Annotated in this window: 24 protein-coding genes and 1 pseudogene; 9 read left to right on the plus strand and 16 right to left on the minus strand. The window is 62.4% G+C overall.

What is annotated here, in order from left to right; all coding sequences use genetic code 11:
* Positions 1–129: 129 nt before the first annotated feature.
* Entirely contained in the window at positions 130–747 is a 618-nt protein-coding gene (rpsD, locus tag NKH97_RS30615; protein WP_023759539.1) for a 30S ribosomal protein S4, read from the minus strand.
* A gap of 375 nt (positions 748–1122) precedes the next feature.
* Between rpsD and NKH97_RS30620 the strand changes: the two genes are divergently transcribed.
* The gene (locus NKH97_RS30620; protein WP_023810329.1) at positions 1123–1332 is read left to right on the plus strand and encodes a hypothetical protein; all 210 of its coding nucleotides are present in this window, start codon (positions 1123–1125) and stop codon (positions 1330–1332) included.
* Between the two features lie 84 nt (positions 1333–1416).
* On the opposite strand, the gene NKH97_RS30625 is transcribed toward NKH97_RS30620, so the two are convergent.
* The 3 genes from NKH97_RS30625 to NKH97_RS30635 form a co-directional block, all read right to left on the minus strand.
* Positions 1417–1605 carry a DUF3008 family protein gene (locus NKH97_RS30625; RefSeq protein ID WP_023810328.1) on the minus strand — a complete coding sequence of 63 codons (189 nt, stop codon included), beginning with the start codon at positions 1603–1605 and terminating at the stop codon, positions 1417–1419.
* 64 nt (positions 1606–1669) lie between these two features.
* Positions 1670–2470, minus strand: coding sequence for a glutamate racemase (gene murI / locus NKH97_RS30630; protein ID WP_023810327.1), 801 nt, complete (start codon positions 2468–2470; stop codon positions 1670–1672).
* A complete protein-coding gene (locus NKH97_RS30635; RefSeq protein WP_128303273.1) occupies positions 2463–3377 on the minus strand; it encodes an RNA methyltransferase in 915 nt (304 codons plus the stop codon). The genes murI and NKH97_RS30635 overlap by 8 nt, the downstream gene beginning before the upstream one ends.
* 214 nt (positions 3378–3591) lie before the next feature.
* On the opposite strand from NKH97_RS30635, the gene NKH97_RS30640 reads away from it, so the two are divergent.
* Together NKH97_RS30640 and NKH97_RS30645 are read left to right on the plus strand one after the other, a co-directional pair.
* The gene (locus NKH97_RS30640) at positions 3592–4803 is read left to right on the plus strand and encodes an NADP-dependent isocitrate dehydrogenase (RefSeq protein WP_127321786.1); all 1212 of its coding nucleotides are present in this window, start codon (positions 3592–3594) and stop codon (positions 4801–4803) included.
* A gap of 12 nt (positions 4804–4815) precedes the next feature.
* Positions 4816–5452, plus strand: a pseudogene (locus NKH97_RS30645) (glutathione S-transferase family protein).
* Between the two features lie 227 nt (positions 5453–5679).
* On the opposite strand, the gene alaS reads toward NKH97_RS30645, so the two are convergent.
* On the minus strand, positions 5680–8346 hold the full coding sequence (alaS, locus tag NKH97_RS30650) for an alanine--tRNA ligase (RefSeq protein WP_352440144.1): 2667 nt from the start codon (positions 8344–8346) through the stop codon (positions 5680–5682).
* Positions 8347–8644: 298 nt separating this feature from the next.
* Entirely contained in the window at positions 8645–9745 is a 1101-nt protein-coding gene (recA, locus tag NKH97_RS30655) for a recombinase RecA (RefSeq protein ID WP_023810321.1), read from the minus strand.
* Between the two features lie 280 nt (positions 9746–10025).
* Here recA and NKH97_RS30660 point away from each other — a divergent pair, with 280 nt between their 5' ends.
* Both NKH97_RS30660 and NKH97_RS30665 read left to right on the plus strand, forming a co-directional pair.
* Positions 10026–10970, plus strand: coding sequence for a carbohydrate kinase family protein (locus NKH97_RS30660; RefSeq protein WP_352799565.1), 945 nt, complete (start codon positions 10026–10028; stop codon positions 10968–10970).
* A 75-nt stretch (positions 10971–11045) separates the two neighbouring features.
* On the plus strand, positions 11046–11963 hold the full coding sequence (locus NKH97_RS30665; RefSeq protein WP_352440142.1) for a pseudouridine-5'-phosphate glycosidase: 918 nt from the start codon (positions 11046–11048) through the stop codon (positions 11961–11963).
* Between the two features lie 206 nt (positions 11964–12169).
* On the opposite strand, the gene NKH97_RS30670 is transcribed toward NKH97_RS30665, so the two are convergent.
* Complete coding sequence (locus NKH97_RS30670) at positions 12170–12493, minus strand: TfoX/Sxy family protein (protein ID WP_128303267.1); 324 nt, start codon at positions 12491–12493, stop codon at positions 12170–12172.
* A gap of 91 nt (positions 12494–12584) precedes the next feature.
* Between NKH97_RS30670 and NKH97_RS30675 the strand changes: the two genes are divergently transcribed.
* The gene (locus tag NKH97_RS30675; protein ID WP_352552740.1) at positions 12585–13082 is read left to right on the plus strand and encodes a GFA family protein; all 498 of its coding nucleotides are present in this window, start codon (positions 12585–12587) and stop codon (positions 13080–13082) included.
* Positions 13083–13331: 249 nt separating this feature from the next.
* On the opposite strand, the gene sufA is transcribed toward NKH97_RS30675, so the two are convergent.
* The 7 genes from sufA to NKH97_RS30710 form a co-directional block, all read right to left on the minus strand.
* Entirely contained in the window at positions 13332–13712 is a 381-nt protein-coding gene (gene sufA, locus NKH97_RS30680; protein ID WP_023810316.1) for a Fe-S cluster assembly scaffold SufA, read from the minus strand.
* A gap of 103 nt (positions 13713–13815) precedes the next feature.
* Entirely contained in the window at positions 13816–14208 is a 393-nt protein-coding gene (locus tag NKH97_RS30685) for an SUF system Fe-S cluster assembly protein (RefSeq protein WP_352673838.1), read from the minus strand.
* A 21-nt stretch (positions 14209–14229) separates the two neighbouring features.
* Positions 14230–15474 carry a cysteine desulfurase gene (locus NKH97_RS30690; RefSeq protein ID WP_352751546.1) on the minus strand — a complete coding sequence of 415 codons (1245 nt, stop codon included), beginning with the start codon at positions 15472–15474 and terminating at the stop codon, positions 14230–14232.
* 4 nt (positions 15475–15478) lie between these two features.
* Complete coding sequence (gene sufD / locus NKH97_RS30695; protein ID WP_352751548.1) at positions 15479–16747, minus strand: Fe-S cluster assembly protein SufD; 1269 nt, start codon at positions 16745–16747, stop codon at positions 15479–15481.
* A 19-nt stretch (positions 16748–16766) separates the two neighbouring features.
* Positions 16767–17522, minus strand: a complete 756-nt coding sequence (gene sufC, locus NKH97_RS30700; protein WP_128303263.1) for a Fe-S cluster assembly ATPase SufC — start codon at positions 17520–17522, stop codon at positions 16767–16769.
* Positions 17523–17549: 27 nt separating this feature from the next.
* Complete coding sequence (gene sufB / locus NKH97_RS30705) at positions 17550–19067, minus strand: Fe-S cluster assembly protein SufB (RefSeq protein ID WP_352610551.1); 1518 nt, start codon at positions 19065–19067, stop codon at positions 17550–17552.
* A gap of 186 nt (positions 19068–19253) precedes the next feature.
* Positions 19254–20417: a cysteine desulfurase family protein gene (locus NKH97_RS30710; protein WP_352610550.1), complete on the minus strand. Its 1164-nt coding sequence runs from the start codon at positions 20415–20417 to the stop codon at positions 19254–19256.
* Positions 20418–20653: 236 nt separating this feature from the next.
* Between NKH97_RS30710 and NKH97_RS30715 the strand changes: the two genes are divergently transcribed.
* Both NKH97_RS30715 and NKH97_RS30720 read left to right on the plus strand, forming a co-directional pair.
* Complete coding sequence (locus tag NKH97_RS30715; RefSeq protein ID WP_023669128.1) at positions 20654–21328, plus strand: alpha/beta hydrolase; 675 nt, start codon at positions 20654–20656, stop codon at positions 21326–21328.
* Positions 21329–21349: 21 nt separating this feature from the next.
* Entirely contained in the window at positions 21350–22000 is a 651-nt protein-coding gene (locus tag NKH97_RS30720) for an FMN-binding negative transcriptional regulator (protein ID WP_352440138.1), read from the plus strand.
* An 11-nt stretch (positions 22001–22011) separates the two neighbouring features.
* Here the strand turns inward: NKH97_RS30720 and NKH97_RS30725 are convergent, their stop codons facing one another.
* Entirely contained in the window at positions 22012–22842 is an 831-nt protein-coding gene (locus NKH97_RS30725) for a phosphatase PAP2 family protein (RefSeq protein WP_352610549.1), read from the minus strand.
* A 45-nt stretch (positions 22843–22887) separates the two neighbouring features.
* The gene (locus NKH97_RS30730; RefSeq protein ID WP_352610548.1) at positions 22888–24531 is read right to left on the minus strand and encodes an ArnT family glycosyltransferase; all 1644 of its coding nucleotides are present in this window, start codon (positions 24529–24531) and stop codon (positions 22888–22890) included.
* Positions 24532–24819: 288 nt separating this feature from the next.
* Between NKH97_RS30730 and tyrS the strand changes: the two genes are divergently transcribed.
* A complete protein-coding gene (gene tyrS / locus NKH97_RS30735) occupies positions 24820–26073 on the plus strand; it encodes a tyrosine--tRNA ligase (RefSeq protein ID WP_352610547.1) in 1254 nt (417 codons plus the stop codon).
* Positions 26074–26078 lie beyond the last annotated feature (5 nt).

The raw sequence follows: 26078 nt of genomic DNA on the forward strand, positions 1-26078 counted from the left end.
GGGGCGATCATGCCCCCGTGTCGTCAAAAAGCTACCAGCCAAATATCCTGTCAGAACACTGAAGGTGCCTAAGTGAACTGCATTAGCCTCGACAGGCGGCCTTTGCTTGGTATCGCAGAACGCGCTCGTTTAGCGCGAATAGAATTCGACGACCAGGTTCGGTTCCATCTGCACGGCGAACGGAACGTCCGCAAGGCCAGGGATGCGCGAGAAGGTCGCGACCATCTTGTTGTGATCGGCTTCGATGTAGTCCGGCACGTCGCGCTCGGCGAGACCGACCGCTTCCAGAACGATGACCAGCTGCTTGGACTTTTCGCGCACTTCGACGACATCGCCCGGCTTGCAGCGATACGAGCCGATATTGACACGCTTGCCGTTGACGTTGACGTGGCCGTGGTTGACGAACTGACGGGCGGCGAAAATGGTCGGCACGAACTTGGCGCGGTAGACGACCGCGTCGAGACGCGATTCGAGCAGGCCGATCAGGTTCTCCGAGGTGTCGCCCTTGCGGCGGTCAGCCTCTTCATAGACCTTGCGGAACTGCTTTTCCGAAACATCGCCATAGTGACCCTTCAGCTTCTGCTTGGCGCGCAGCTGCAGGCCGAAATCGGAAAGCTTGCCCTTGCGGCGCTGGCCATGCTGGCCAGGACCGTATTCACGCTTGTTGACCGGGGACTTCGGGCGGCCCCAGATATTTTCGCCGAGACGGCGGTCGATCTTGTACTTCGCGGATTCGCGCTTGCTCATCGCATTCCCTTTTCAAAACAATACACCCGGAACCTCATGGTCCGGGTGAAGGAAACGCGCCCTCCTCTGGCCTCCGTTTTCGAGACCTGACAGGGTTTTCCCACGCAACGCGGCGGAAAACCCACGGGACACGTCAGTTCAAACAAGATAGTAGAATTGGATTTCCACGCATCTTGCGCACATAAAGAAAACCACCGGGCATTGCGGCCCGGTGTTGGGGCGCTGATTAAACGGAGATTTAACCGGTGTCAAGCTTGTGGCTGGCGTAGGCCATGGCGACGATATAGCGTCTCTGGGTTGAGTGCAGTGCCGGATGTGGCGGGAGGTTGCGCCAGCGGCATCAGGAAGGGACCGGAGCAGAGGAGCTACATTCGCATGAAGAAATTCTTCCTTACCCTGACAGGAGCCGCTGTGTTGGCGGGATCCATGGCGGTCCTGACACCGGAGCCGGCGGAGGCCAGGCATTGGCAAGGACACCGGCATCACCAGGCTTGCCGCATCGTGATCAAGAAGAAGGTTATCTGGCGGCACGGCCACAAGAAGGTCATACGCTACAAGATCAAGCGCTGCAGCGGGCGCTGGTAGGCTCCTATCCGGTCTCAGGCGGCCGATATCATTTCAAAGCCCGCGGTCTTGGCCGCGGGCTCTTTGATTCCGGATGCTTAACCCTTAGTCTTTCGACTTCTTCTCCGGCAGGCCCTTGCGCTTCGTCTCGGCGAATTCCTCGAGCTGCTTTTCGCTCATCGATTCGTACATTCCCTTGGAAGCGCCCTGGAGTTCGCTCTTCTTGGTCTCGCCGCGCTTGGCCGACAGAGCCGCGCCGGCGGCTTTCTGCTGGGCTTTCGAGGTGGCTGGCATGGCTCTTTCTCCCGTTAGAATCTGGAGAAAAACGCAACGACTGCCGTGATGTTCCGCTTCGGAATCACGACATCGCCAGCCCGAAGCCCTGTATTAGGCGACGGGTCGGAAAATCGGCTCTTTTCGATGTGAAGACGGCAAGGTCGGGGCCTTCAGGCAGCATCTCGCCACGACCGCTCGGATCGATGTCGGCGAGAAGCGACAGCGCCCGGCGCGCGATCGCTTCAGCGGGGTCGAGCCAATCGACCGGCCAGGGCGCCGTCTTGCGCATGCGATTGGCCAGAAAGGGGTAGTGTGTGCAGGCGAGCACGACGATATCCGTACGCAGCGCATCATGTTCGACGAAGCACGGCGTAATCTCGGTGCGCACGGCTTCTTCATCGACGAAGCCCTCACGCATGTAGATCTCAGCCAGTCCCGCCAGCCTGTCGCTGCCCACCAGGCGGACATGGCATTTCTGCGCCCATTTGCTGATCAGGTCGCGCGTGTATTGGCGCTTGACGGTGCCAGGCGTCGCCAGCACCGAAACCAGCCCTGAGCGCGTGCGTTCCGCCGCCGGCTTGATCGCAGGCACCATGCCGACGAAAGGATGCTCGGGAAATCTATCGCGCAACGCATCGATCACCAACGTCGAGGCGGTGTTGCAGGCGATGACGGAAATGGCCGGCGCAAAGCGCTCCAGCAGTTTGCCGAACAATTCGAGTATATGCGCCCTCAGCGCCGGCTCTTCCCAAGCGCCGTAGGGAAACGCAGCGTCGTCGGCGACATAGATGAAGCGGCGGTCGGGCATCAGCACGCGTGCCTCGCGCAGCACGGTAAGCCCGCCGATGCCCGAATCGAACATCAGGATCGGCCGCTCAGTCATTGTCGGTTCCTTTTCCGCCAAGCGGCGGTATGTCATCGTCCTTGCCGGTGTCGGCAAAGCGCGCCGCCTCCGCCTTGCGGGCACGCGCGGCGGCCGCGGGCAAGCGCCGCGGATCGTCGCCAGGGGACCCGTCGCCGCGCGGCATCGCCGGAGAAAACCTGTCGAGCGACGAGATGATGCCGCGCAGCACCTTGAGCTCCGGTTCGGCAAAGCCGGGGCGTGTGAGCACCGCGCGCAGATTGTCGACCATTTTCGGCTTCTTCGGCGCCGGCCGGAAATAGCCGCGCGCTTCCAATGCGCCTTCCAGATACGCAAACAGGCCGTGCAATTCTTCCTTGCTTGCCGGCTTCATGTCCGGGCCGGAAAAATTGGTCTTGGTCTCATCTTCCAGGCCGGACTTCATCCATTCATAGGACATCAGCAGCGCGGCCTGGGCGATGTTGAGCGAGGAGAAATCGGGATCGACCGGGAAAGTGACGATCTCGTCGGCCAAGCCGACCTCGTCATTGTAGAGGCCGAAGCGTTCGCGTCCGAACAGGATGCCAGTGCGTTGTCCCATTGCATGATGGGTCCGAAGCATCCTGCCCGCCTCCACCGGCCCGCGCACGGATTTGAAGCCGTCGCGCTGCCTGGCCGTGGTTGCGAAGACAAAATTCAAGTCGGCGAGCGCCGAGGCCAGGTCGTCGAACACTCTCACGGCGTCGATGACATGGTCGGCGCGGCTGGCCGCCGCGCGTGCCTTCTCGCTCGGCCAACCATCACGCGGGTTGACCAGGCGCAGCTCCGACAGACCGAAATTGGCCATGGCGCGCGCGACCATGCCGATGTTCTCGCCAAGCTGCGGCTCGACGAGGATGATCGCCGGGCCGGCGACTGCAATGCTATCGGGATCTTTGATGACGGGCATGATTGTCAATGAACTGCTGTTTGCGGCATTTCAGCGTCCCTGCCATATTCGGCCGGGAAAATGAAGCATTCGCAAATGACGACGGCTCTGGCCTCCAATTCGTGACCGATCGCCGTTTGCGTGGCCAAAAGCGCTTTGATATACGGGCGACATCTCCCGGCCCAACGCCACGCGGGCAAGGCCGTCCCATATCCCAGCAACGAGGCATTCTTTCATGGCGAAGATCAAGGTGGCGAACCCGGTCGTCGAACTCGACGGCGACGAGATGACCCGCATCATCTGGCAGTTCATCAAGGACAAGCTGATCCACCCTTATCTCGACCTCAAGCTTGAATATTACGACCTCGGCATCGAGCATCGCGACGCCACCAACGACCAGGTGACCATCGATTCGGCCAACGCCATCAAGAAACACGGCGTCGGCGTGAAATGCGCGACGATCACGCCCGACGAACAGCGCGTCGAGGAGTTCAAGCTGAAGAAGATGTGGAAGTCGCCGAACGGCACCATCCGCAACATCCTCGGCGGCACCATCTTCCGCGAGCCGATCATCATGAAGAACGTGCCGCGCCTGGTGCCCGGCTGGACCAAGCCGATCATCGTCGGCCGTCATGCCTTCGGCGACCAGTACCGCGCCACCGATTTCCGCTTCCCCGGCAAGGGCAAGCTGACCATCAAATTCGTGGGTGAGGACGGCCAGGTGATCGAGCACGATGTGTACGACGCGCCCGGCGCCGGTGTCGCCATGGCCATGTACAATCTCGACGACTCGATCCGCGAGTTTGCCCGCGCCTCGCTGAACTACGGCCTGCTGCGCAACTATCCGGTCTATCTGTCGACCAAGAACACTATCCTCAAGGCCTATGACGGCCGCTTCAAGGACATCTTCCAGGAGGTCTACGAGGCTGAATTCGAGGCCGAGTTCAAGTCGAAGAAGCTGTGGTACGAGCACCGCCTGATCGACGACATGGTGGCCTCCGCCCTGAAATGGTCGGGCGGCTATGTCTGGGCCTGCAAGAACTATGACGGTGACGTGCAGTCCGACACGGTTGCTCAGGGTTTCGGCTCGCTCGGCCTGATGACATCGGTGCTGATGACACCGGACGGCAAGACCGTGGAAGCCGAAGCCGCGCATGGCACCGTCACCCGCCATTATCGCCAGCATCAGAAGGGCGAGGAAACCTCGACCAATTCGATCGCCTCGATCTTCGCCTGGACGCGCGGCCTCGCGCACCGCGCCAAGCTCGACGACAATGCCGACCTGAAGCGTTTCTCCGAAACGCTGGAAAAGGTCTGCATCCAGACGGTCGAGTCCGGCTTCATGACCAAGGACCTGTCGCTCTTGATCGGCCCCGACCAGCCCTGGCTGTCGACCACCGGTTTCCTCGACAAGATCGACGAGAACCTGCAGAAGGCGATGGCCTGACAAGTAAGCAAGATGGGCAAGCCCATCGTCTACGGGGCGGAGTACAGCGTCTATCTACGCATCGTCCGCCTCGTACTCGCGGAAAAAGGCATCGACTACGAGCTTGTGCCGGTCGATGTCTTTGCCGCCGATGGCGTTCCCGCCTGGTATTTCGAGCATCATCCGTTCGGCCGCATCCCGGCCTTCGAGCATGACGGGTTTCGCCTCTTCGAGACAAGCGCGATTGCGCGCTATGTCGAGGGAGGCGTTCGACGGGCCGACGCTGCAGCCTGCCGACGCGCGCGGCCGCGCCAGGATGGGCCAGATCATCGGCATGCTCGACGCCTATGGCTATCGCGCGATGGTCTGGGATGTTGCCGTCGAGCGGCTGGAGAAAGAGGCCCCCGACGAGGCGCTGATCGCCAGCGGGCTGCGCCAGGCCGAAACGGTGCTCGGGGTGCTTACCTCACTCAAGGCTCCCGGACCGTGGCTGCTCGGCGACCAGCTCACGCTGGCCGACCTGCACGCGGCACCCATCATCGCCTATTTCCTCAATGTCGCCGAAGGGCAAGGCCTGTTGGCACGGTTCGCGGACATCCAGGACTGGTATGCGCGCATTGCGGCTCGGCCGAGCTTCGTGCGGACTGAACAAGCCCGCGATAAGTATTGAGAGGCCTGCGGGACAGCGCCCCCCTCTGTCCTGCCGGACATCTCCCCCACGAGTGGGGAGATTGGCAGCGTCCGCTAAGGCGCCTATTCCGGCGCGGTTTTATTTCCACGTGGGAGATTGGCGAAAGCCGACGCGACGTCCGATCTCCCCCCAAGTGGGGGAGATGTCCGGCAGGACAGAGGGGGGCGCTGGCCCTCCAACCGTTGCTATAAATTCAGCCCACTAGCCTACGCCGCTTCGAGTGCCGCCCTCACCGCTGCAATCGCATCATCGGCCTTGGAAGCGTCGGGGCCACCGGCCTGGGCCATGTCGGGCCGCCCGCCGCCGCCCTGCCCGCCCAATGCGGCGGAGGCCACGCGGACAAGGTCGACGGCGCTGAAGCGGCCGATGAGGTCGTCGGTGACGGCCACCACGACGCTTGCCTTGTTGTCTTCGCCGGCGCCGACGAAGACGACGACGCCGGAGCCGAGCGAGCTCTTGCCGGCATCGGCCAGCGGCTTCAAATCCTTCGGCGAGACACCGGAGACCGTCTTGCCGAGGAAGCCGACACCGGCGACCGTCTCATTGGCGGCTGGAGCATCGGCTGACGATCCCCCGCCCAGCGCCAGCTTCTTGCGCGCCTCGGTCAATTCCTTCTCGAGCTTCTTGCGCTCTTCGAGCAGCGTCTCGACGCGCGCCGGCACATCGGCCGGCGAAATCTTGAGCACGGCCGCCGTCGCCTTCAAACGCCGGTCCTGCTCGTCGAGATGTTTGCGCGCGGCTTCGCCGGTCAGCGCCTCGATGCGGCGCACGCCGGCGGCGACCGCGCTGTCCGACACGACACGCACCAGGCCGATATCGCCGGTCGCCCGGACATGCGTGCCACCGCAGAGCTCGACCGAATAGGGCCGGTTGGCCTTGGCGCCGTGCACCCCGGTGCCCATGGACACGACGCGCACTTCGTCACCATACTTCTCGCCAAACAGCGCCATGGCGCCTTCGGCAATGGCATCGTCGACCGACATCAGGCGCGTGGACACCGGGCTGTTCTGCACGACGATCTCGTTGGCCATGCGCTCGACCTCTTCGAGGTCCTCCGATGAAATGGGTTTGTTGTGCGAGATGTCGAAGCGCAGGCGCTCGGGCGCCACCAGCGAGCCCTTCTGCGCGACATGGCTGCCCAGCACCTCGCGCAGCGCCTCATGGATCAAATGCGTCGCGGAATGGTTGGCGCGCAACCTGGAGCGGCGCGCATGATCTACCTTCAGTTCGACGGCGGCGCCCGTCTTGACCGTGCCGCTGGCAACCTTGCCGATATGCACGAACAGCCCGTCGGCCTTTTTCTGCGTATCGGAAACCTCGATCGAGAAGCCCTCGCCTGAAATAACGCCGGTGTCGCCCATCTGGCCGCCGGACTCGGCATAGAACGGCGTCTGGTTGACGACGATCGCCACTGCGTCACCCTTGCCGGCGCTGTCGACGGTCTTGCCGTCCCTGACCAGCGCCTGGATGATGCCTTCGGCAGCTTCAGTCTCATATCCGAGGAACTCGGTGGCGCCGGCCTTCTCGCGCACGGAGAACCAGATGGTCTCGGTCGCCGCGTCGCCGGACCCAGCCCAGTGCTTGCGCGCCTCGGCCTTCTGCTGCTCCATCGCATTGGTGAAGCCGGCAAGATCGACAGAGATGCTGCGCTGGCGCAGCGCGTCCTGCGTCAGATCGAGCGGGAAGCCATAGGTGTCGTAGAGCTTGAAGGCCGTCTCGCCGTCCAGCATGTCGCCGGCATGAAGCGTTTCGGTCGCCTCCGAAAGCAGGCCGAGGCCGCGCACCAGCGTCTTGCGAAACCTGGTCTCCTCGAGCTTCAGCGTCTCGGTGATCAACTGTTCGCCGCGCAGCAGTTCCGGATAGGCCTGACCCATTTCGCGCACCAGCGCCGGCACCAGCTTCCACATCAGCGGTTCGTTGGCACCGAGCAACTGCGCATGACGCATGGCGCGGCGCATGATGCGACGCAGGACATAGCCACGGCCTTCGTTCGAAGGCAGCACGCCATCGGCGACCAGGAAGGAGGACGAGCGCAGATGATCGGCAATGACCCGGTAGGACGCGACAGTCTCCTTGTCGGGACCATGCCCGATCGCGGACGAGGCGGCGTCGATCAGGTGGCGGAACAGATCGGTCTCGAAGACGCTTTCCACCCCTTGCAGGATGGACGCCATGCGCTCCAGGCCCATGCCGGTGTCGATCGAGGGGCGCGGCAGGTCGATCCGCTCCTCCTTCGTCACCTGTTCATACTGCATGAACACCAGGTTCCAGAATTCCAGGAAACGGTCGCCATCTTCCTCCGGGCTGCCGGGAGGACCACCCCAGATGTGCTCGCCGCGGTCGATGAAGATCTCCGAACACGGACCGCACGGGCCGGTATCGCCCATCGCCCAGAAATTGTCCGATGTCGCGATGCGAATGATGCGGTCGTCGGAAAACCCGGCGATCTTCTTCCAGAAACCGGCCGCCTCGTCGTCCGTATGATAGACGGTGACCAGCAGCTTGTCCTTGTTCAGCCCGAACTCCCTGGTGATCAGGTTCCAGGCAAGCTCGATGGCTCGCTCCTTGAAATAGTCGCCAAAGGAAAAATTGCCGAGCATCTCGAAGAAGGTCAGATGGCGCGCAGTGTAGCCGACATTGTCGAGATCGTTGTGCTTGCCGCCGGCGCGCACGCTCTTCTGGGCTGTCGACGCGCGCGAATAGGGCCGCTTCTCCAAACCGGTGAAGACATTCTTGAACTGCACCATGCCGGCGTTGGTGAACATCAGTGTCGGATCGTTGCGCGGCACCAGCGGGCTCGACGCGACGATCTCGTGACCCTCCTTGCGGAAGTAGTCGAGAAATGTCGACCGGATCTCGTTCACGCCACTCATGAATGCTGCCTTTTCGGAAGAGCCGCCGGCAAACCGGCGGAAATGGGCTCTGCGTTTTTAGAAGATTAGGACTTGGCCTTTTAGCCGCCGCGCCTCACCCTGTCCAGAAACACGGAATTGGTCCAATCCACGGCCTTTGCCGGCCGTTCGAACCGGCCTGTTTTCGCTGCCGAAACGCAAAACCGCCGGCACTGGGCCGGCGGTTTCGAAACGCAATAACGCGGAACTCAATTACATAAGCCTGAGATAATAGAACGCGATTATGGCCGAACTCCGGCCGGCATCGCGCACGAAGCTGTTACATGGCGCCGGATTCTTCCTCGAAACCGTCGTCTTCGCCGCGCTCAGGGCCGCCATTCTCGAGGAATTTCTCGGCGATCAGCCCGGCATTCTGCCTGATCGACAACTCGATCTCGCGTGCCGTGTCGGGATTGTCACGAAGGAACAGCTTGGCATTTTCGCGGCCCTGGCCGAGACGCTGCGAATTATAAGAAAACCAGGCGCCAGACTTCTCGACAATACCGGCCTTGACCCCGAGATCGACCAGTTCGCCGGTTTTGGACACGCCCTCACCAAACATGATGTCGAATTCGACCACCTTGAAGGGCGGCGCCAGCTTGTTCTTGACCACCTTGACGCGGGTCTGGTTGCCGACAACCTCGTCGCGGTCCTTGATCGAGCCGATGCGGCGGATGTCAAGACGCACCGAAGCGTAGAATTTCAGCGCGTTGCCGCCCGTCGTGGTCTCGGGCGAACCAAACATGACGCCGATCTTCATGCGGATCTGGTTGATGAAGATGACCATGGTGTTGGAGCGCGAGATCGACGCGGTCAGCTTGCGCAGCGCCTGGCTCATCAAGCGGGCCTGCAGGCCGGGCAGCGAATCGCCCATCTCACCTTCAATTTCGGCGCGTGGCGTCAGCGCCGCGACCGAATCGACCACCAGCACGTCGATGGCGCCGGAGCGCACCAGCGTGTCGCAGATTTCCAGCGCCTGCTCACCGGTGTCGGGCTGCGAGATCAGGAGGTTTTCGAGATCAACGCCAAGCTTGCGGGCATAGACCGGATCGAGCGCATGCTCGGCATCGACGAAGGCGCAGATGCCGCCCTTCTTCTGGGCTTCCGCAACGGTGTGCAGCGCCAACGTCGTCTTGCCCGAGCTTTCCGGCCCGTAGATCTCGATGATGCGGCCGCGCGGCAAGCCACCAACACCAAGCGCGATGTCTAGGCCAAGCGAGCCGGTCGGCACCGTTTCAATCTCGACGACCTGATCGTTGGCGCCGAGCCGCATGATCGAGCCCTTGCCGAAAGCCCGCTCGATTTGCGACAGCGCCGCATCCAGAGCCTTTGATTTGTCCACTGCCTTGTCCTCTACCAGCCGCAAAGAATTCTGAGCCATGATACATCACCCCTTGGTCGTCAATGAAGGCCGGACAATCCGTAATCCCTGCCTATTTGTACCTTTTTTGTTCTCATTTGGCAAGAGGGGTCAAATATCTGAAAAACAAACAATATCCGGATTTGTTCTTTTTTTGTCCAAGGATTCGATCAGGGATGCACCACACGTTGGGCCAGACGGCTCGGTTGTTTCGATCTGCCGAATCGCCGCCTTGCATGCGAAGCTCCGTCGCGCAGCCTAGCGCTTGTGCGGCTGGAATAACAAAGGTCATATCGCCGACATGCTGAAATCCACGAAAATACTGGCCGTAGGCGGCGCCCATATCGACCGGCGCGGCCAGGTGTCCGGCGCTTACGTGCCGGCTGCCTCCAATCCCGGCACGATGCGCGAGGATGTCGGCGGCGGCGTCTTCAACGCTTTGCGCAGCGCCGTGCGGCGCGGCGTCTCCGCGTCGCTCATGTCGGTTCGCGGCGGCGATGCCGCTGCCGACACCGTTTCGCGAGCCATCGCCGAGGCAGGCATTACCGACCTGTCGGCGGTCTTCCTCGACCGCACGACGCCGAGCTACACGGCGCTGATCGACAGTGAGGGCGAGCTGATCGTCGGCTTTGCCGACATGGCGCTCTATGATTTGGCGTTTCCCAAGCAGATCAGGCGCTCCAAGGTGCGGGAGGTGATCGCTGGCGCCGATGCGATCCTGTGCGACGCCAATCTGCCCTCTTCGGCGCTGGAACGGCTGGTGGCGCTCGCCGCGGGCAAGCCGATTTTCGCCATTGCCATCTCGCCGGCCAAGGTGGTGCGGCTGATACTGGTGCTGAAGGAGCTCTCGCTCGTCTTCATGAACCGGCGCGAGGCCATGGTGCTGGCCGGCGTCGCCGCGACTGCCACGGAGCGCGAGGTCGTCGACGGGTTGCGATGCAGCGGCCTTGTCAGCGGCGTGGTGACGGCGGGCAGCGAGCCCATGCTGGGCTTCGATGAAGCCAGCGCCTTCTCGATCCTGCCGCCGCCGCCAAGAAAGGTCGCTGACGTCACCGGCGCTGGCGATGCGCTGGCGGGCGCTACGGTTGCTGCCTTGCTGCGTGGCCTGCCGCTGCGGGCAGCTCTGCGCGAAGGCATTGCCGGGGCGACGCTTGCCATCGAAAGCGCCAGCGCCGTTCCGGAGTTCACCGCGGCTGATTTCACTGAGGCATTGGCTCTTGTGCCGGATGCCAGGGAAGTGGCATGAGACCGGCGAATTCATAGTGCCGCGATGTTGCCTGGTGTCCCGACGGACGCGCCGCATTCCGGATTGGAGACCCTGATGACCCCTGAGACCGCCGGCCCCTTCATCGACATCCACGCGCCGGTGGCGCAGGCCCTGGCGGCCGGCCGGCCGGTGGTGGCGCTGGAAAGCACCATCATCACCCATGGCATGCCCTACCCCGACAATGGCGCCATGGCGGCCGATGTCGAAAAGATCATCACCGATGGCGGCGCCGTGCCGGCGACCATCGCCGTGGTTGGCGGCCGCATCAAGATCGGGCTTTCGGACGGCGAGCGCGAATCGCTGGCGATGACGGGCGACGCCATGAAGCTGTCGCGCGCCGATCTCGGTTTTGCCGTGGCGCAAGGGCGCACCGGTGGCACCACGGTCGCCGCCACGATGATCGCGGCGCATATGGTCGGCATAAAAGTGTTCGCCACCGGCGGCATTGGCGGCGTGCACAAGGGCGCCGAAAAGAGTTTTGACATTTCCGCCGATCTCGACGAGCTGGCGCGCACCCCGGTCATCGTCGTCTCGGCCGGCGCCAAGGCGATCCTCGACATCGAAAAGACGCTGGAGGTGCTGGAGACGCGCGGCGTGCCGGTGATCGGCCATGGCTGCGAGACGATGCCAGCCTTCTGGTCGCGACATTCGCCATTCCGCGCGCCGCTGACCTTGCACGAGCCGGAAGAGATCGCGCATTTCTACCAGACGAGGGCAGCGCTGGGGCTCGCCGGCGGCATGCTGATCGCCAATCCTGTGCCGGAAAACCATGAAATCCCGGCTGAGGAGATGGCGGGCTATATCGACGCCGCGCAGAAGGCCGCAGAAGCGCTCAACGTGACCGGCAAGGCGGTGACACCCTTCCTGCTGTCGAAAATCCTCGAACTGACCGGCGGCAGGAGCCTCAAGACCAACATCGCGCTGGTGGAAAACAACGCGCGGCTGGCGGCACGGATTGCGAAGGCGTTGTAGGCCAACGTCGGCGGGACAGCACCCCCCTCTGTCCTGCCGGACATCTCCCCCGCAAGGGGGGAGATCGAATGTCGTCAACGCCTCTGCCAACTCTTCAACGTTGAAAAAAGCAGGCAGACGGTGAAACCGCCAATCTCCCCCCTTGCGGGGGAGATGGCCGGCAGGCCAGAGGGGGGTGGTGTCCCTCGACCGTCCCAAGGCTGGCATCACTTCCCCGCCCGCCGTCCAGCCGCATACGCCCGCCGTACCCAGGCCGCCATCTCGTCGGGATCATCGAAAGCGCTGTCGGGAACGCCCCAGTAGGGCATGGCGACCAGCTTGCCGTGGCGCGAGCCGGTATAGGTCCATTGCGTGCAGCCGGCGGCCTCGAACTCGGGCGCGCTTTGCTCGTCGGCCTTCAGCATCAACTCACCGCGCAGCACGATGGCGACGATGACACCGTCGAAATAGATGCCCTTGCCGCCGAACAGTTTGCGGATGCTGACAGGGCCGAGGCCCTCGAACAGTTCGGCGATGCGTTCATTGTCCATGCCGCGATCATGTCACCGGCGTTTGGCCTTGTCATCGCCGCAACCAAAATCATGCTGACAGGTTGTGTGAGGTCGATCGGAGTTTCCCGCCATGCCCGTCCTGCTCAAAGGGTCCTGCCGCTGCAATGCCGTGCGTTTCGAGGTGGAGAGCCACACGCCGGCGCCATTCATGCTGTGCTACTGTTCGATCTGCCGCAAGCAGCAGGGCGGCGGCGGGTTTGCCATCAATCTCGGTGCGGACAACGAAACACTGAACATCAGGGGCAAGCGCAGCCTCGGCGTCTTTCGGGCGGAGATCGAGGACGACGAGCATCCGCATTGCGAAATCTCGACCGGCGAGCGCAATTTCTGCAAGAAATGCGGGGCGGCCCTTTGGCTCTACGATCCGACATGGCCGGAACTGGTGCATCCCTTCGCCTCGGCGATCGACAGCGATTTACCCATTCCGCCAAGCAAGGTGCACCTGATGCTGAAATACAAGGCGAACTGGGTGGAGCCGGAGGTTGGCAAGCATGACAAGGTCTTCGACGTCTATCCCGAGGAATCGATCGCCGACTGGCACAAGCGGACGGGCATGTGGGTGGATTAGCGTCCTTCACCCCGTTTACGGCGGGGCGGTTGCATATGGGTTTTTACGAAGAGGACCCCCACCCTAACCCTCCCCACAAGGGGGAGGGAACGCTGCCGCGCGCCATCCTTTTGGCGTCGAAACCTCGGGGATTTGCGGAATCAGCGCCTACCAAGTCTCCCTCCCCCTTGTGGGGAGGGATTAAGGGGGTATTCGTAGAGCGCAAGCCAGTCATATGCGATCACCCCTGCCGCTTACGGGGCTGGAAGATCAGGCCGAGGCGCGTGCTTCTGCCAGCGCCTTCAGGTCGGCCGGCTTGAGTTCGACGGATTCGCCGCAACCGCAAGCCGAACTCTGGTTCGGGTTGCGGAATGTGAAGCCGGTGCGAAGCGTCGTCTGCTCGAAATCCATCTCGGTGCCGAACAGGAATAGCGCTGCCTCGGGCGCCACATAGACATGCGCGCCATCGCGCTCGATATGGTCGTCCTTGGTGTTGGGCTCGGTCACCAGATCGACCGTATATTCCATCCCGGCGCAGCCGCCCTTCTTGATGCCGAGGCGGATGCCATGCGCGTTGTCGCGGGTGGCGACAATCTCGCGCACCCGGTCGGCGGCCTTTTCGGTCATCGTGATGACGGCGAAGCGTCCCATTCTTTTTCCTTCCATTCCATGCAGGTTCAAGGCCTGCCGAATGATTCCTCACCTAAAATGGTGAAGTTTTATCCCTGGTGCAAGTGCACCAGCCTCTGTCGGGCTAGTACCAACCCACCGCCACCTGCGCCTCTTCCGACATGCGGTCGGCCGACCATGGCGGGTCGAAAGTCATGTTGACCTCGACGCCGGACACGCCTTCGACGGCGCCGACGGCATTCTCCACCCAGCCGGGCATTTCGCCGGCGACAGGGCAGCCCGGAGCGGTCAGCGTCATGTCGATCTTGACCGAGCGATTGTCCTCGATGTCGATCTTATAGATCAGGCCGAGCTCGTAGATATCGGCTGGGATTTCCGGATCGTAGACGGTCTTCAGCGCCGAGACGATGTCGTCGGTCAGCCGCGCCAGCTCGTCGGCTGGAATGGCCGATCCCGAAACCAGCGCATTGGGCGCTGTTTCCGGAATGGTCTCGGCTGCGATGCTCACATCATCCATGGTCGTCACCCAAAAAAATCGTCATCCAAAGAATTTGCGCGCTTTTTCAAGCGCCTCGGCCAAAGCGTCGACTTCGGCCCTGGTATTATACATGCCGAACGATGCCCTGCATGTGGAGGTTACGCCGAAGCGTTTCAACAGCGGCTGGGCGCAATGGGTGCCGGCGCGGACAGCAACGCCCTGCCTGTCGATCACCATCGACACGTCATGCGCATGAATGCCTTGCAGCTCAAACGAGATGATGGCGCCCTTGCCGGGCGCATCGCCGAAGATGCGCAGCGAATTGATGGCGCGCAGCCGCTCATGCGCGTAGTTCTTGAGGTCTTCCTCATGGGCGGCAATGCGCTCGCGGCCGATTTTTTCCATATAGTCGAGCGCAGCACCCAGCCCGATCGCCTGGACGATCGGCGGCGTGCCGGCTTCGAAACGGTGCGGCGGCTCGTTGTAGGTGACGATGTCTTCCGTCACCTCTTCGATCATCTCGCCGCCGCCCATGAAGGGCCGCATGCCCTGGAGAATGTCCTTCTTGCCGTAGAGAACGCCGATGCCCGAGGGGCCGTAGACCTTGTGGCCGGTGAAGACGAAGAAGTCGCAGTCGAGATCCTGCACATCGATCGGCATATGCACGGCGCTCTGGCTGCCGTCTACAAGGACGGGAATTCCACGCGAATGCGCAATGCGCACGATCTCCTTGATCGGCGTCACCGTGCCCAGCGCATTCGACATCTGCGTGATGGCGACCAGCTTGGTGCGGTCGGTCAGCCGCTTCTCGAATTCGTCGATGTGGAATACGCCGAGATCGTCGACCGGCACCCAGACCAGTTTGGCGCCCTGCCGCTCGCGGATGAAATGCCACGGCACGATATTGGAGTGGTGCTCCATGATCGACAGCACGATCTCGTCGCCCTCGCCGATGTTGGGCATGCCATAGCCATAGGCGACCGTGTTGATGGCCGAAGTCGTATTCGAGGTGAAGACGATGTTGTCGGTGCTTGGCGCGTTGAGGAAGCGGCGCACCGTCTCACGGGCCTTTTCGTAGGCGTCGGTCGCGGCGTTCGAGAGAAAATGCAGGCCGCGATGGACGTTGGCGTATTCCTGGGAATAGGCATGCTGGATTGTGTCCAGCACCACCTGCGGCTTCTGTGCCGAGGCGCCATTGTCGAGATAGACCAGCGGCTTGCCGTAGACTTCCCGCGACAGGATCGGGAAATCGCGGCGAATCGCTTCGACGTCGTAGAAATCTCCGCTCTTGCCCGGTGCGTTCATCAGATCACCCGTGTGCCACGAACCAGCCGTCGAGCCGCGCTTCCAGCGCCTCGACGATCGCCTCGTCCTCCAGTTCCTCGATCACCTCCGCGACGAAGGCCTTCACGAGCAGCCCCCGCGCGCTTTTCTCGTCGACGCCGCGCGCCATCAGGTAGAACAGATGGTCGTGGTCTATTTCGGTGACCGTCGCGCCGTGGCCGCAAATCACGTCGTCGGCGAAGATTTCAAGCTCCGGCTTGGTCGAGAACTCGCCATCGTCCGACAAAAGCAGCGTGTTGCAGGCCATCTTGGCGTTGGTCTTCTGCGCATATTGATGGACGTTGATGCGGCCCTGGAACACACCGCGCGCCTTGCCCGTCACCACATTGCGGATCACTTCCGTAGAGGTCGTGTGCGGCACGGCGTGGTCGAGCACCATGGTCACGTCGGTGTGGGTGTCGCCGGCCAGCAGGTTGATGCCGCGAAGCTTGAAATCGGCGCCTTCGCCAGTCGTCCTGACCATGATCTCCTGGCGCACGAGCTTGCCGCCGGCGTTCATGACGAACAGCGTCAGTTTCGCATTCTTGCCGATATGGGCCTTGAACTGCGCCAGATGCGTCGCCGTTTCCGGCTGCTCCTGGACGACCAGCCACGTTACCTCGGCGCCCTCGTCGAGCACGATCTGACTTACCGAGCTGCTCAAGGCAGCGCCATCACCCGTCTGCCGTTCGACGATGACGGCCTTGGCGCTGGCGCCGACGCGCACGGGCAGGCGCACATGCGTCTGGCCGCCAGCCTGCAGGTTCTGCAGTTCGATCGGCTTTTCCAGCTTCGTCCCATCGGCAATATCGATGAAATAACCATCGGCAACGAAAGCCGTGTTCAGCGCGCCGATGGCATCGTCGCTGCCATAGGGATCGAGCCCCGGTGCGATGCTGCCGTCGATCAGCTTTTCCGAAAGGCGCTGGAAGGTGACGCCTTCAAGGACAGGCACCTTGGCGTCGGACTTGCCGTTCAGGATCGACACCACGGCGGAACCTTCGACGATCGGTGCGATGGCTTTAGCCATGGCGGCCGGGTCGAAGTCCGGCACGGTATTCAGCAACCGGCGCAGGTCGGTATAGTGCCAGGATTCGACGCGCCGCGTCGGCAGACCGTGCTTGATCGTCTCGATGGCGTCGTCGCGCTTCAGCATCACCGCGCCGTCGCCCGGCAGCAGCGACAATCGGTCGCCGAACGCGTCGATCAACGCTGTCTCGGCCGGTGTCCGCTGCGGTTGTGCGTGCATATTCATCAAACTGCCCTCTGGCATCTCACGCTGCTTCGCCGATCACGCCGGCATAGCCATTGGCTTCCAAATCGAGCGCCAGCGACTTGTCGCCTGACTTGATGACCTGGCCCTTGTAGAGCACGTGCACGGTGTCGGGCACGATGTGCTCAAGCAGGCGCTGGTAGTGGGTGATGACCAGGAACGCCCGGTCCGGCGCCCGCAGCGCGTTGACGCCGTCGGACACGATCTTCAGCGCATCGATGTCGAGGCCGGAATCGGTCTCGTCGAGCACGCACAATTTCGGCTCCAGCAGCTTCATCTGCAGGATCTCGGCGCGCTTCTTCTCGCCGCCGGAGAAGCCGACATTGAGCGGCCGCTTGAGCATCGCCATGTCCATGCTGAGCGAGGCGGCGGCTTCCTTCACCCGCTTGAGGAATTCCGGGATCTTCAGCGGCTCCTCGCCACGTGCCTTGCGCTGCTCGTTCATCGCCACTTTCAGGAATTCCATGGTCGCGACGCCCGGTATCTCCATCGGATACTGGAAGGCGAGGAAGATGCCTGACGTGGCGCGCTCGGCCGGATCCATTTCGAGGATCGACTGGCCGTTGTAGAGGATGTCGCCTTCGGTCACTTCATAGTCCTCGCGGCCGGCGAGGATGTAGGACAGCGTCGATTTTCCCGAGCCGTTCGGCCCCATGATCGCGGCGACCTGGCCGGCTTTCACCGTCAGGTTCAAGCCGCGGATGATCTCGGTGCCGTCATCGACGATGCGGGCGTGCAGGTTTCTGATTTCAAGCATTTTTTCGTTTCCTGAATATATATCCGGTCAGCCGACCGAGCCCTCAAGGCTAATCCCGATCAGCTTCTGCGCTTCGACCGCGAATTCCATCGGCAGTTGCTGGATGACATCCTTGACGAAGCCGTTGACGATCAGCGCGATCGCTTCCTCTTCCGGGATGCCGCGCTGCATGACGTAGAATTTCTGGTCCTCGGAAATCTTCGACGTCGTCGCCTCGTGCTCGAACTGCGCCGTCGAATTCTTGGCTTCCATGTAAGGCACGGTGTGCGCGCCGCACTGGTCGCCGATCAGCAGACTGTCGCAGTTGGTGAAATTGCGGGCGTTGGTCGCTTTGCGATGCGCCGAGACCTGGCCGCGATAGGTGTTCTGCGAGTAGCCGGCGGCGATACCCTTGGAGATGATGCGGCTCGACGTGTTCTTGCCAAGATGGATCATCTTGGTGCCGCTATCGACCTGCTGATAACCGTTCGACACGGCGATCGAATAGAATTCGCCTTGGGAATCGTCGCCACGCAGGATGCAGCTCGGATATTTCCAGGTGATGGCCGAGCCGGTCTCCACCTGCGTCCACGAGATCTTCGAGCGGTCACCCCGGCAGTCGCCGCGCTTGGTGACGAAATTGTAGATGCCGCCCTTGCCCTCGGCGTCGCCGGGGTACCAGTTCTGCACCGTCGAATATTTGATCTCGGCATCGTCGAGCGCCACCAGCTCGACCACCGCGGCATGCAGCTGGTTCTCGTCGCGCTGCGGGGCCGTGCAGCCCTCGAGATAAGAGACGTAAGCCCCCTCCTCGGCGATGATCAATGTGCGCTCGAACTGGCCGGTGTTCTTCTCGTTCATGCGGAAATAAGTCGACAGCTCCATCGGGCAGCGCACGCCCTTGGGCACGAAGACGAAGGAGCCGTCGGTGAACACGGCGGAGTTCAGCGTCGCGTAGTAATTGTCGGAGGTCGGCACGACCGAACCGAGATACTTCTGCACCAGCTCCGGATGCTCGCGGATGGCTTCCGAGATCGAACAGAAAATGACGCCGGCCTGCGCCAGCTCCTTCTTGAAGGTGGTGACGACGGAGACGGAATCGAACACGGCGTCGACAGCGACGCGGCCCGATTTGTAGACGTTATCGCTGACCTCCTCGAGCTCCGAGGCATCGGTCTTCTGCACACCGGCAAGGATTTCCTGCTCCCGCAGCGGAATGCCGAGCTTTTCATAGACCTTCAAGAGTTCGGGATCGACATCGCTGAGCGAGGTCGGGCCGGGCGTGCTCTTGGGCGCCGCATAGAAATAGATGTCCTGGAAATCGATCTTCGGATAGTGGACGCGCGCCCAGGTCGGCTCGTCAAGCGTCAGCCAGCGGCGATACGCTTCCAGACGCCATTCCAGCATCCAGGACGGCTCGTCCTTCTTGGCCGAAATGAAACGGATGATGTCTTCGCTGAGGCCCTTGGGGGCCTTGTCCATCGCGATTTCGGTCTGGAATCCGTATTTGTATTGGTCGACGTCGATCTTTCGGACCCGATCGATCGTGTCCTGCACAGCAGGCATATGCGTTCTCCATCCACGCCGGGGTCAAGGCCCGACAGTTTTCAAACTATGGCACCGCCAAAACCGAACCCCAAGAGGTGCTCGCGGCGGCGTAAGTTTAATATAGTGCGCTTCGACCGGGAATTCACCCGGCCAGCATGAAACGCACGGCTCTACCAGGCCGAAAGGCCCAAATTCGTCCAACCGCTACGCGGCCCGTTCTCTATCCGCCCTACGTGCGGCAATACCCGCAAGCGCGGTGCGGAAAAGCTCAACGTCTTCCGCGCCGGTCGCCGGTCCGATGGACACCCGCAAGGCGCCGAGACTGTCGCCGTATCCCATGGCTTTCAGCACATGGCTCGGTCCGACCTTGCCAGACGAACAGGCAGAGCCGGCCGACAGCGCCACACCGGCCAGATCGAAGGCGATCTGCGCGGTTTCGGCTTTGACGCCCGCAATAGCGAAGAATGCCGTATTGGCAAGCCTTGGCGCACCGGTTCCGAAGATTTCCGCGTCCGGCACCAGCGTTTTCACGATGGCCTCGATCTCGTCGCGGCGCCGGCGCACCGCATCCATGGCCGGCAATCCGGCAAGGGCCTCGCGGGCGGCCGCGCCAAAACCGGCAATGGCAGCGAGGTTTTCAGTGCCGCCGCGATGGCCCTTTTCCTGGCCACCGCCAGTGACCAGCGGCTTCGGCATCATCAGATCCGAAGCCGCGACCATGGCGCCGACGCCCTTGGGACCGCCGATCTTGTGCGAGGACAGAATCAGATAATCGGCGTAACCAGCTGATAGATCGATCGAAACACGCCCGGCGGCCTGCACGGTGTCGACAATGAGGATACCGCCCGCCGCCTTGACAATCCCGGCGATGCGATCGATCGGCTGGATGACGCCGGTTTCGTTGTTGGCGGTGTGGATGGCGACCAGCGGCAGGCCTTCGCTCTTGTCATGACCGCCGAGCACCGATGCCAAGGCGCCGAGATCGGCGATGCCGTTGGCGTCGACACCGATCCGGGTAACCTGCGCTGCCGGGAAGTGTCCGCCATTCAACAGGCAGGGATGATCGGCCTCGGACACGTAAAGCCGGCTCATGCGCACGGTGCCGCGCCCCATCCGCCAGTCTGGTGACAGCAGCGTCGAGGCTGCTTCCGTCGCACCGGAGGTGAACACGATATGCTCCGCCTTGGCGTTGACGAGCGCCGCCACGTCACGCCTGGCGGTCTCGATCAGGCGGCGGGCCGCACGCCCCTCGGCGTGAACCGATGACGGATTGGCGGCGACGTCAAGCGCCGCGACCATAGCCTCGCGGGCCGCGGCAAGCAGCGGCGCACTGGCATTATAATCGAGATAGGCGCGTTTTGCGGCCATTTTCGTCCGTCAAGTCCCGTCAGAAGCCATTCCGATGTCGTATGGCGTTATTTCCTTGAAATTCCAAGGCGAGCCGTCCTATTTACGCGGCTTGCGGCGCGGGTGGCCGGGCTCGATGTCTTGCCACCCAGTTTTGAACAATTCTAAACTAGCTTCTAAGAAGACGCTCGCCCTGCGTCAAGGCCAGAGGAAACGTTCCAGGCACCGCGCGTTCGTATTACCAAGTGGAGTATTTTATGCCTGAGGTCATTTTCACCGGTCCTGCCGGCCGCCTGGAGGGTCGCTATCAGCCTTCCAAGGAAAAAAGCGCGCCGATTGCCATCGTCCTGCACCCGCATCCGCAATTCGGCGGCACGATGAACAACAAGATCGTCTACGACCTCTTCTACATGTTCCAGAAGCGGGATTTCACCACGCTGCGCTTCAATTTCCGCGGCATCGGCCGCAGTCAGGGCGAATTCGACCACGGCACCGGCGAGTTGTCGGATGCCGCCGCGGCGCTGGATTGGGTGCAGTCGCTGCATCCCGATTCCAAGAGCTGCTGGGTCGCCGGCTACTCCTTCGGCTCCTGGATCGGGATGCAGCTTCTGATGCGCCGGCCGGAGATCGAAGGCTTCATCTCGATCGCGCCGCAGCCCAACACCTATGATTTCTCGTTCCTGGCGCCCTGCCCGTCATCGGGCCTGATCATCCATGGCGATGCCGACAAGGTGGCGCCGCCGAAGGATGTGCAGGGCCTGGTCGACAAGCTGCACACGCAGAAGGGCATCACCATCACGCAAAAGACGTTGCCCGGCGCCAACCATTTCTTCGCCAACGATGCCGACCTGCTGCTCGAGGAATGCGCCGACTATCTCGACCGCCGGCTGGCCGGCGAATTGTCGGATCCGCGTCCGAAGCGGCTGAGATAAACAAGAAAAGAACGGACGGCGATGTACGAGCCTCCTCATTTCAGGGAAACGCGGCCGGAAATCCTGCACGGGCTGATCCGGACGCATCCGCTGGGCCTGTTGATTTCCAACGGGTCCGATGGGCCGGTCGCCAACGCTGTCCCGTTCCTGCTCGACGCGGAAATCGGGCCTAACGGCAGGCTGCGCGCCCATCTGGCGCGGGCCAACCCGCAATGGCGCCTGCTGGCCGACAATCCGGCTTCACCGGTATTGATCGTCTTCCAGGGCAGCGATGCCTATGTGACGCCGTCCTGGTACGAGACCAAGCGCGAGACCGGCAAGGTGGTGCCGACCTGGAATTATGCCATCGTGCAGGTTCGCGGCACAGTCAAGGTGATGGATGACCAGGATTGGCTGGCGCAGCAGATCGCCGATCTGACGGCGTCGCAGGAAGGCGCTCGCCAAGCGCCCTGGGCAGTGACCGACGCGCCGGAGCCGTTCATCCAGTCGCAGATCAAAGGCATTATCGGGCTGGAAATCGAGATCAGCGAAATCCACGGCAAGTGGAAGGTCAGCCAGAACCGGCCTGTGGCCGATCGCGTCGGCGTTGCCCAAGGGCTGGAAAGCGAAGACCACCAGTCGCCCGGCATGGCCGGCCTAGTCAGATCCTATGGCGGGCTGGACGGCAACTGAACTTCGGATGCTCAGGCAGCCTTCCTTGTCGGTCCGATCAGCCAAAACGTTGTCTTGCGGACCGGCAGTCCCGAAGGCATCGGCCGGAAGATGAAGCCGAGCCGGGCAAAGACCAGCCCGCAGGCCAGCGCGAAACCGCAGCCAAGGCCGAAGCCGGCGACGGTGTCGCTGGGATAGTGCGCGCCAACGAAGATACGGGTCGAGGCGATGCAGGCAGTGATCGCCAGGGCGATGTACCAGCGCCGCGGAAACAACAGCAAAGCGACCCCGAACACCGCGCCCATCGTCGTACCATGGCCGGATGGAAAGCCGGCGAAGCGCGCATCGAAAGCGAAGGGGTGCAGGGTAAGCACGCCAAAGTCCTCGTAATAGAGCGGGCGAGCCCGGCCAATCGCATATTTCAGCACATTGACGGCGATTCCCGACAGGCCGGTGGCGCACAGCACCAGAAAAGCCAGGCAGGTCCAGTTGTAGAGGAGCATCAGCGAGCGCCGGGAGAGGCTTCGCCAATCCGTCAGGTTCGCGGCGACAAGCAGAAGCGCCGACGGAATGAGATACCAGCCACCCAGGCCGAACTGGGTGAAAAAGTCGGCAGTCCGGGCAAATCCCGCCGACCACTTGCCGTGAAGCATTCCGGCCGGAGTGTCGAGACGAACAAACGCTGCCGCCGTCAGCAAAATCCAGACCAGCACCCAGACCGACCACAAAACGTTCGGGTATCTGGCCGGACGGGTGGCAAGGCGGCTTTTGGCGATCTGCATCGTATCGCGAAAATTGTCGAGCGACCGGCGCCCTACCCCAAGGAGCAGGCTCGAAACGGGCGGGCGTGATTTCACCAGCATAGGAAATTCGACCCCATTGTTGCCGTCATGGGCATCGGCGAGCCGTCACTGGGTTACACGATAGAGGCCGAGCGACAGCTTGTCTCCCGATGAATAGTTGAGGCCGTCGACCTCGGCAACGCGGTTCGCCGACTTGCCTTGCGCCGCCAGCAGCCCATTCAGTTTCTGCTCGTCGCCGACCTGCGCCAGCGCCAGGGCGCAGGCAGGATCGCCGAGCAGATGCTTGGCGACGCCATCGACATCGGTCAGGACGGTCTTGGTGCCGACCAGGAACACCAGGCTCGGCTCGTGATATTCCGCCGAAGCGAGCACCGTGGTGTCGCAAGGCCTGTTGGCCTGGAACGCCGCCTCGATCGCCGGGCTCAGCCAGATCGGCTTCAGCGAAGGCGCGATGACGCCGAACAACAGCCCATAGGTGATGCCCGCGCAAGCCGCGACGGCGCCGATGCGAGGAAGCGGAACCTGCAACTCCCGCGAGAAGGCAAGGTAGCCCGCCCCCAGTGCTGCCGCGGCGGCCGGAATGCTCCACCAGGAGAAGGTGCCGGTGAGGTAGATCGGCGCTCCGACGCAGACCGCCGCCAGGCCAAGGCTGACCACGGCAAGACCGAATGCGGTCGACCACCACAACCAATCCTGCCAGCGCCTGAGCGGCGCATTCGCCTCCTGCGGCGGCAAGGTCAGCAGCCAGCCGATCAGCAGCGCCATGCCGGGATAGGCCGGCAGGACATAGTGCGGCAGCTTGGTCGGGATCAGCTCGAACACCAGCCAGAACGGAATGTACCAGGCCAGGCAGAAACGCAACCGCGGATCGTCGCGCAGACGGTTGAGGGCCTGCAGCCCGGCGCCGACCGCGATCAGACCGAACGGCCACATGAACAAGGAATAGGTCAGCATGTAGAAGCCCGGCGGCAGGCCGTGCGATTCCTCGCCCGAGGCGACCTTGGCCATCATGTCCTTGCCGACGGCATCACTGAGAAAGGCGCAGCCGCTCTTCCAGGTGATGAGGGCCACCCAGGGCAACACGATGAGCACCACCAGAGCGACACCGCGCACGAGCTTCAGCTTCAGGAGCCAGCGCCAGTCGCGCTCGAAGGCAAACAGGGCGGCGACCGTCAGCACCGACAGGAGCGGAGCCACCGGCCCCTTGATAAGGATTCCGAGGCCTTGAGCCGCCCAGAAGATCCACGGCAAATGGGCGGCCACCGGTTCGTTGCGGCGCGATGCCAGATAAATCTGGGCGAGCGCGCCTTGCGCCGCCACGCAGCAGGCCAGCAGCATGGCGTCGGTCTTGGCGTCACGGCCCTCGAAGGCTGTGGCGAAGATAGCCGCCATTATCAGGCCGGCGGCGAGACCGGCATTGGCCCCGAACAGCTTGGTGCCTGTCCAGGCAATGCCGACGACGGCCAAGGCAATGCCAAGCATGGAGACGAGGCGGTAGACCCAGATCGGCGCCGCCGCCCCCTCGCCGCTCAGCGCCACGGCCGCCGATTGCAGCCAGTAGATGCCGATCGGCTTCTTGTAGCGCGAGGCATCCTGAAAACGGATGTCGACATAGTCGGAGGTTTCGACCATCTGCTTGGTGGCCTGGACAAAACGGGATTCGTCCCGGTCGACGGGTGGAAGGCTCGCCAGTCCGCTGAATGTCATCAGCACGCTGAACAGAAAGAGAAAGAGATAGTTCCTGTTCATCGCGGAGCTTTCCGGATCTGATCTGCGGGATGGCCCCGTCGCGGCGCCTCAGGCCCTGCCCCTGCGCGGCGCCTCAATACGCCAGCCCAAACGACGAAGCAAGGATTCGCAAACGCCATCCGCGTGGGCACCAAAACAGGAACCCGCTTTTGCTGATCGCTGGACCTTTGTCTGGCGCGCGATCAGACGCAAAACCGGATACCACTTTTGCTGATCGCGCTTGGATGCTAAACGCCCGCGTTCATGCACATCCGAGCCACAGCGGCCGGCGCTTTCGGGAAAGAAACAATGTCCGCCTTCAAATCCGATTTCCTGCGCACGATGAGCGAGCGCGGTTTCATCCACCAGACTTCGGATGATGCCGGCCTCGACAATATCTTCGCCAAGGAGACGGTGACGGCCTATATCGGCTTCGACGCCACCGCCAAGAGCCTGCACGCCGGCTCGCTGATCCAGATCATGATGCTGCACTGGCTGCAGCAGACGGGTCATCGGCCGATCGCGTTGATGGGCGGCGGCACCTCGATGATCGGCGACCCGTCCTTCAAGGACGAGGCGCGCAAGCTTTTGACCCCGCAGGACATCGAAGACAATCTAGCCGGCATCCGCCGCAACTTCATGCCCTACCTCAAATTCGGCAGCGGTCCGAACGACGCCATCATGGTCAACAACGCCGACTGGCTGATGGAGATCAACTACGTCAATTTCCTCCGCGATGTCGGCCGTCACTTTTCCGTCAACCGCATGCTGGCGTTCGATTCCGTCAAGTTGCGGCTCGATCGCGAGCAGTCGCTGTCGTTCCTCGAATTCAACTACATGATCCTGCAGGCCTATGATTTCGTCGAGCTCTACAAGCGTCTCGGCTGCCGCCTGCAGATGGGCGGCTCCGACCAGTGGGGCAATATCATCAACGGCATCGATCTCGGCCGCCGCATGGAGGATGCGCAGCTCTATGCGCTGACGACGCCGCTGCTCACCACCTCGTCGGGCGCCAAGATGGGCAAGTCGGCTTCGGGCGCGGTCTGGCTCGATGCGGAGATGCTGAGCCCCTACGAATTCTGGCAGTACTGGCGCAACACCGAGGATGCCGACGTCGCCCGCTTCCTGAAGCTCTACACGACGCTGCCGCTGGACGAGGTGGCGCGGCTCGAACAGCTCGGCGGATCCGAGATCAATGAGGCCAAGAAGATCCTCGCCACCGAGATCACCGCCCTGCTGCACGGCCGTGCAGCCGCCGAGCAAGCCAGCGATACGGCGCGCAAGACGTTCGAGGAAGGCGCGCTCGCGGAGTCGCTACCGACCGTCGAGGTCGACAAAACGGCGCTTGAAACCGGCGTCGGTATCCTGTCGCTGCTGGTCACTGCCGGACTGGCGGCATCGAACGGCGAAGCGCGGCGGCATGTGCAGGGCGGTGCCGTGCGCCTGAACGACGAGCCGGTGAGCGACGAGCGCCGCCTGGTGACATCAAAGGATTTGAGTCCGGAAAACATCGCAAAGCTGTCTTTGGGAAAGAAAAAACACATTCTGGTGCGGCCAGTCTGAACTCG

Source organism: Mesorhizobium sp. M0870 (assembly GCF_040319775.1).
Taxonomy (GTDB): Bacteria; Pseudomonadota; Alphaproteobacteria; order Rhizobiales; family Rhizobiaceae; genus Mesorhizobium.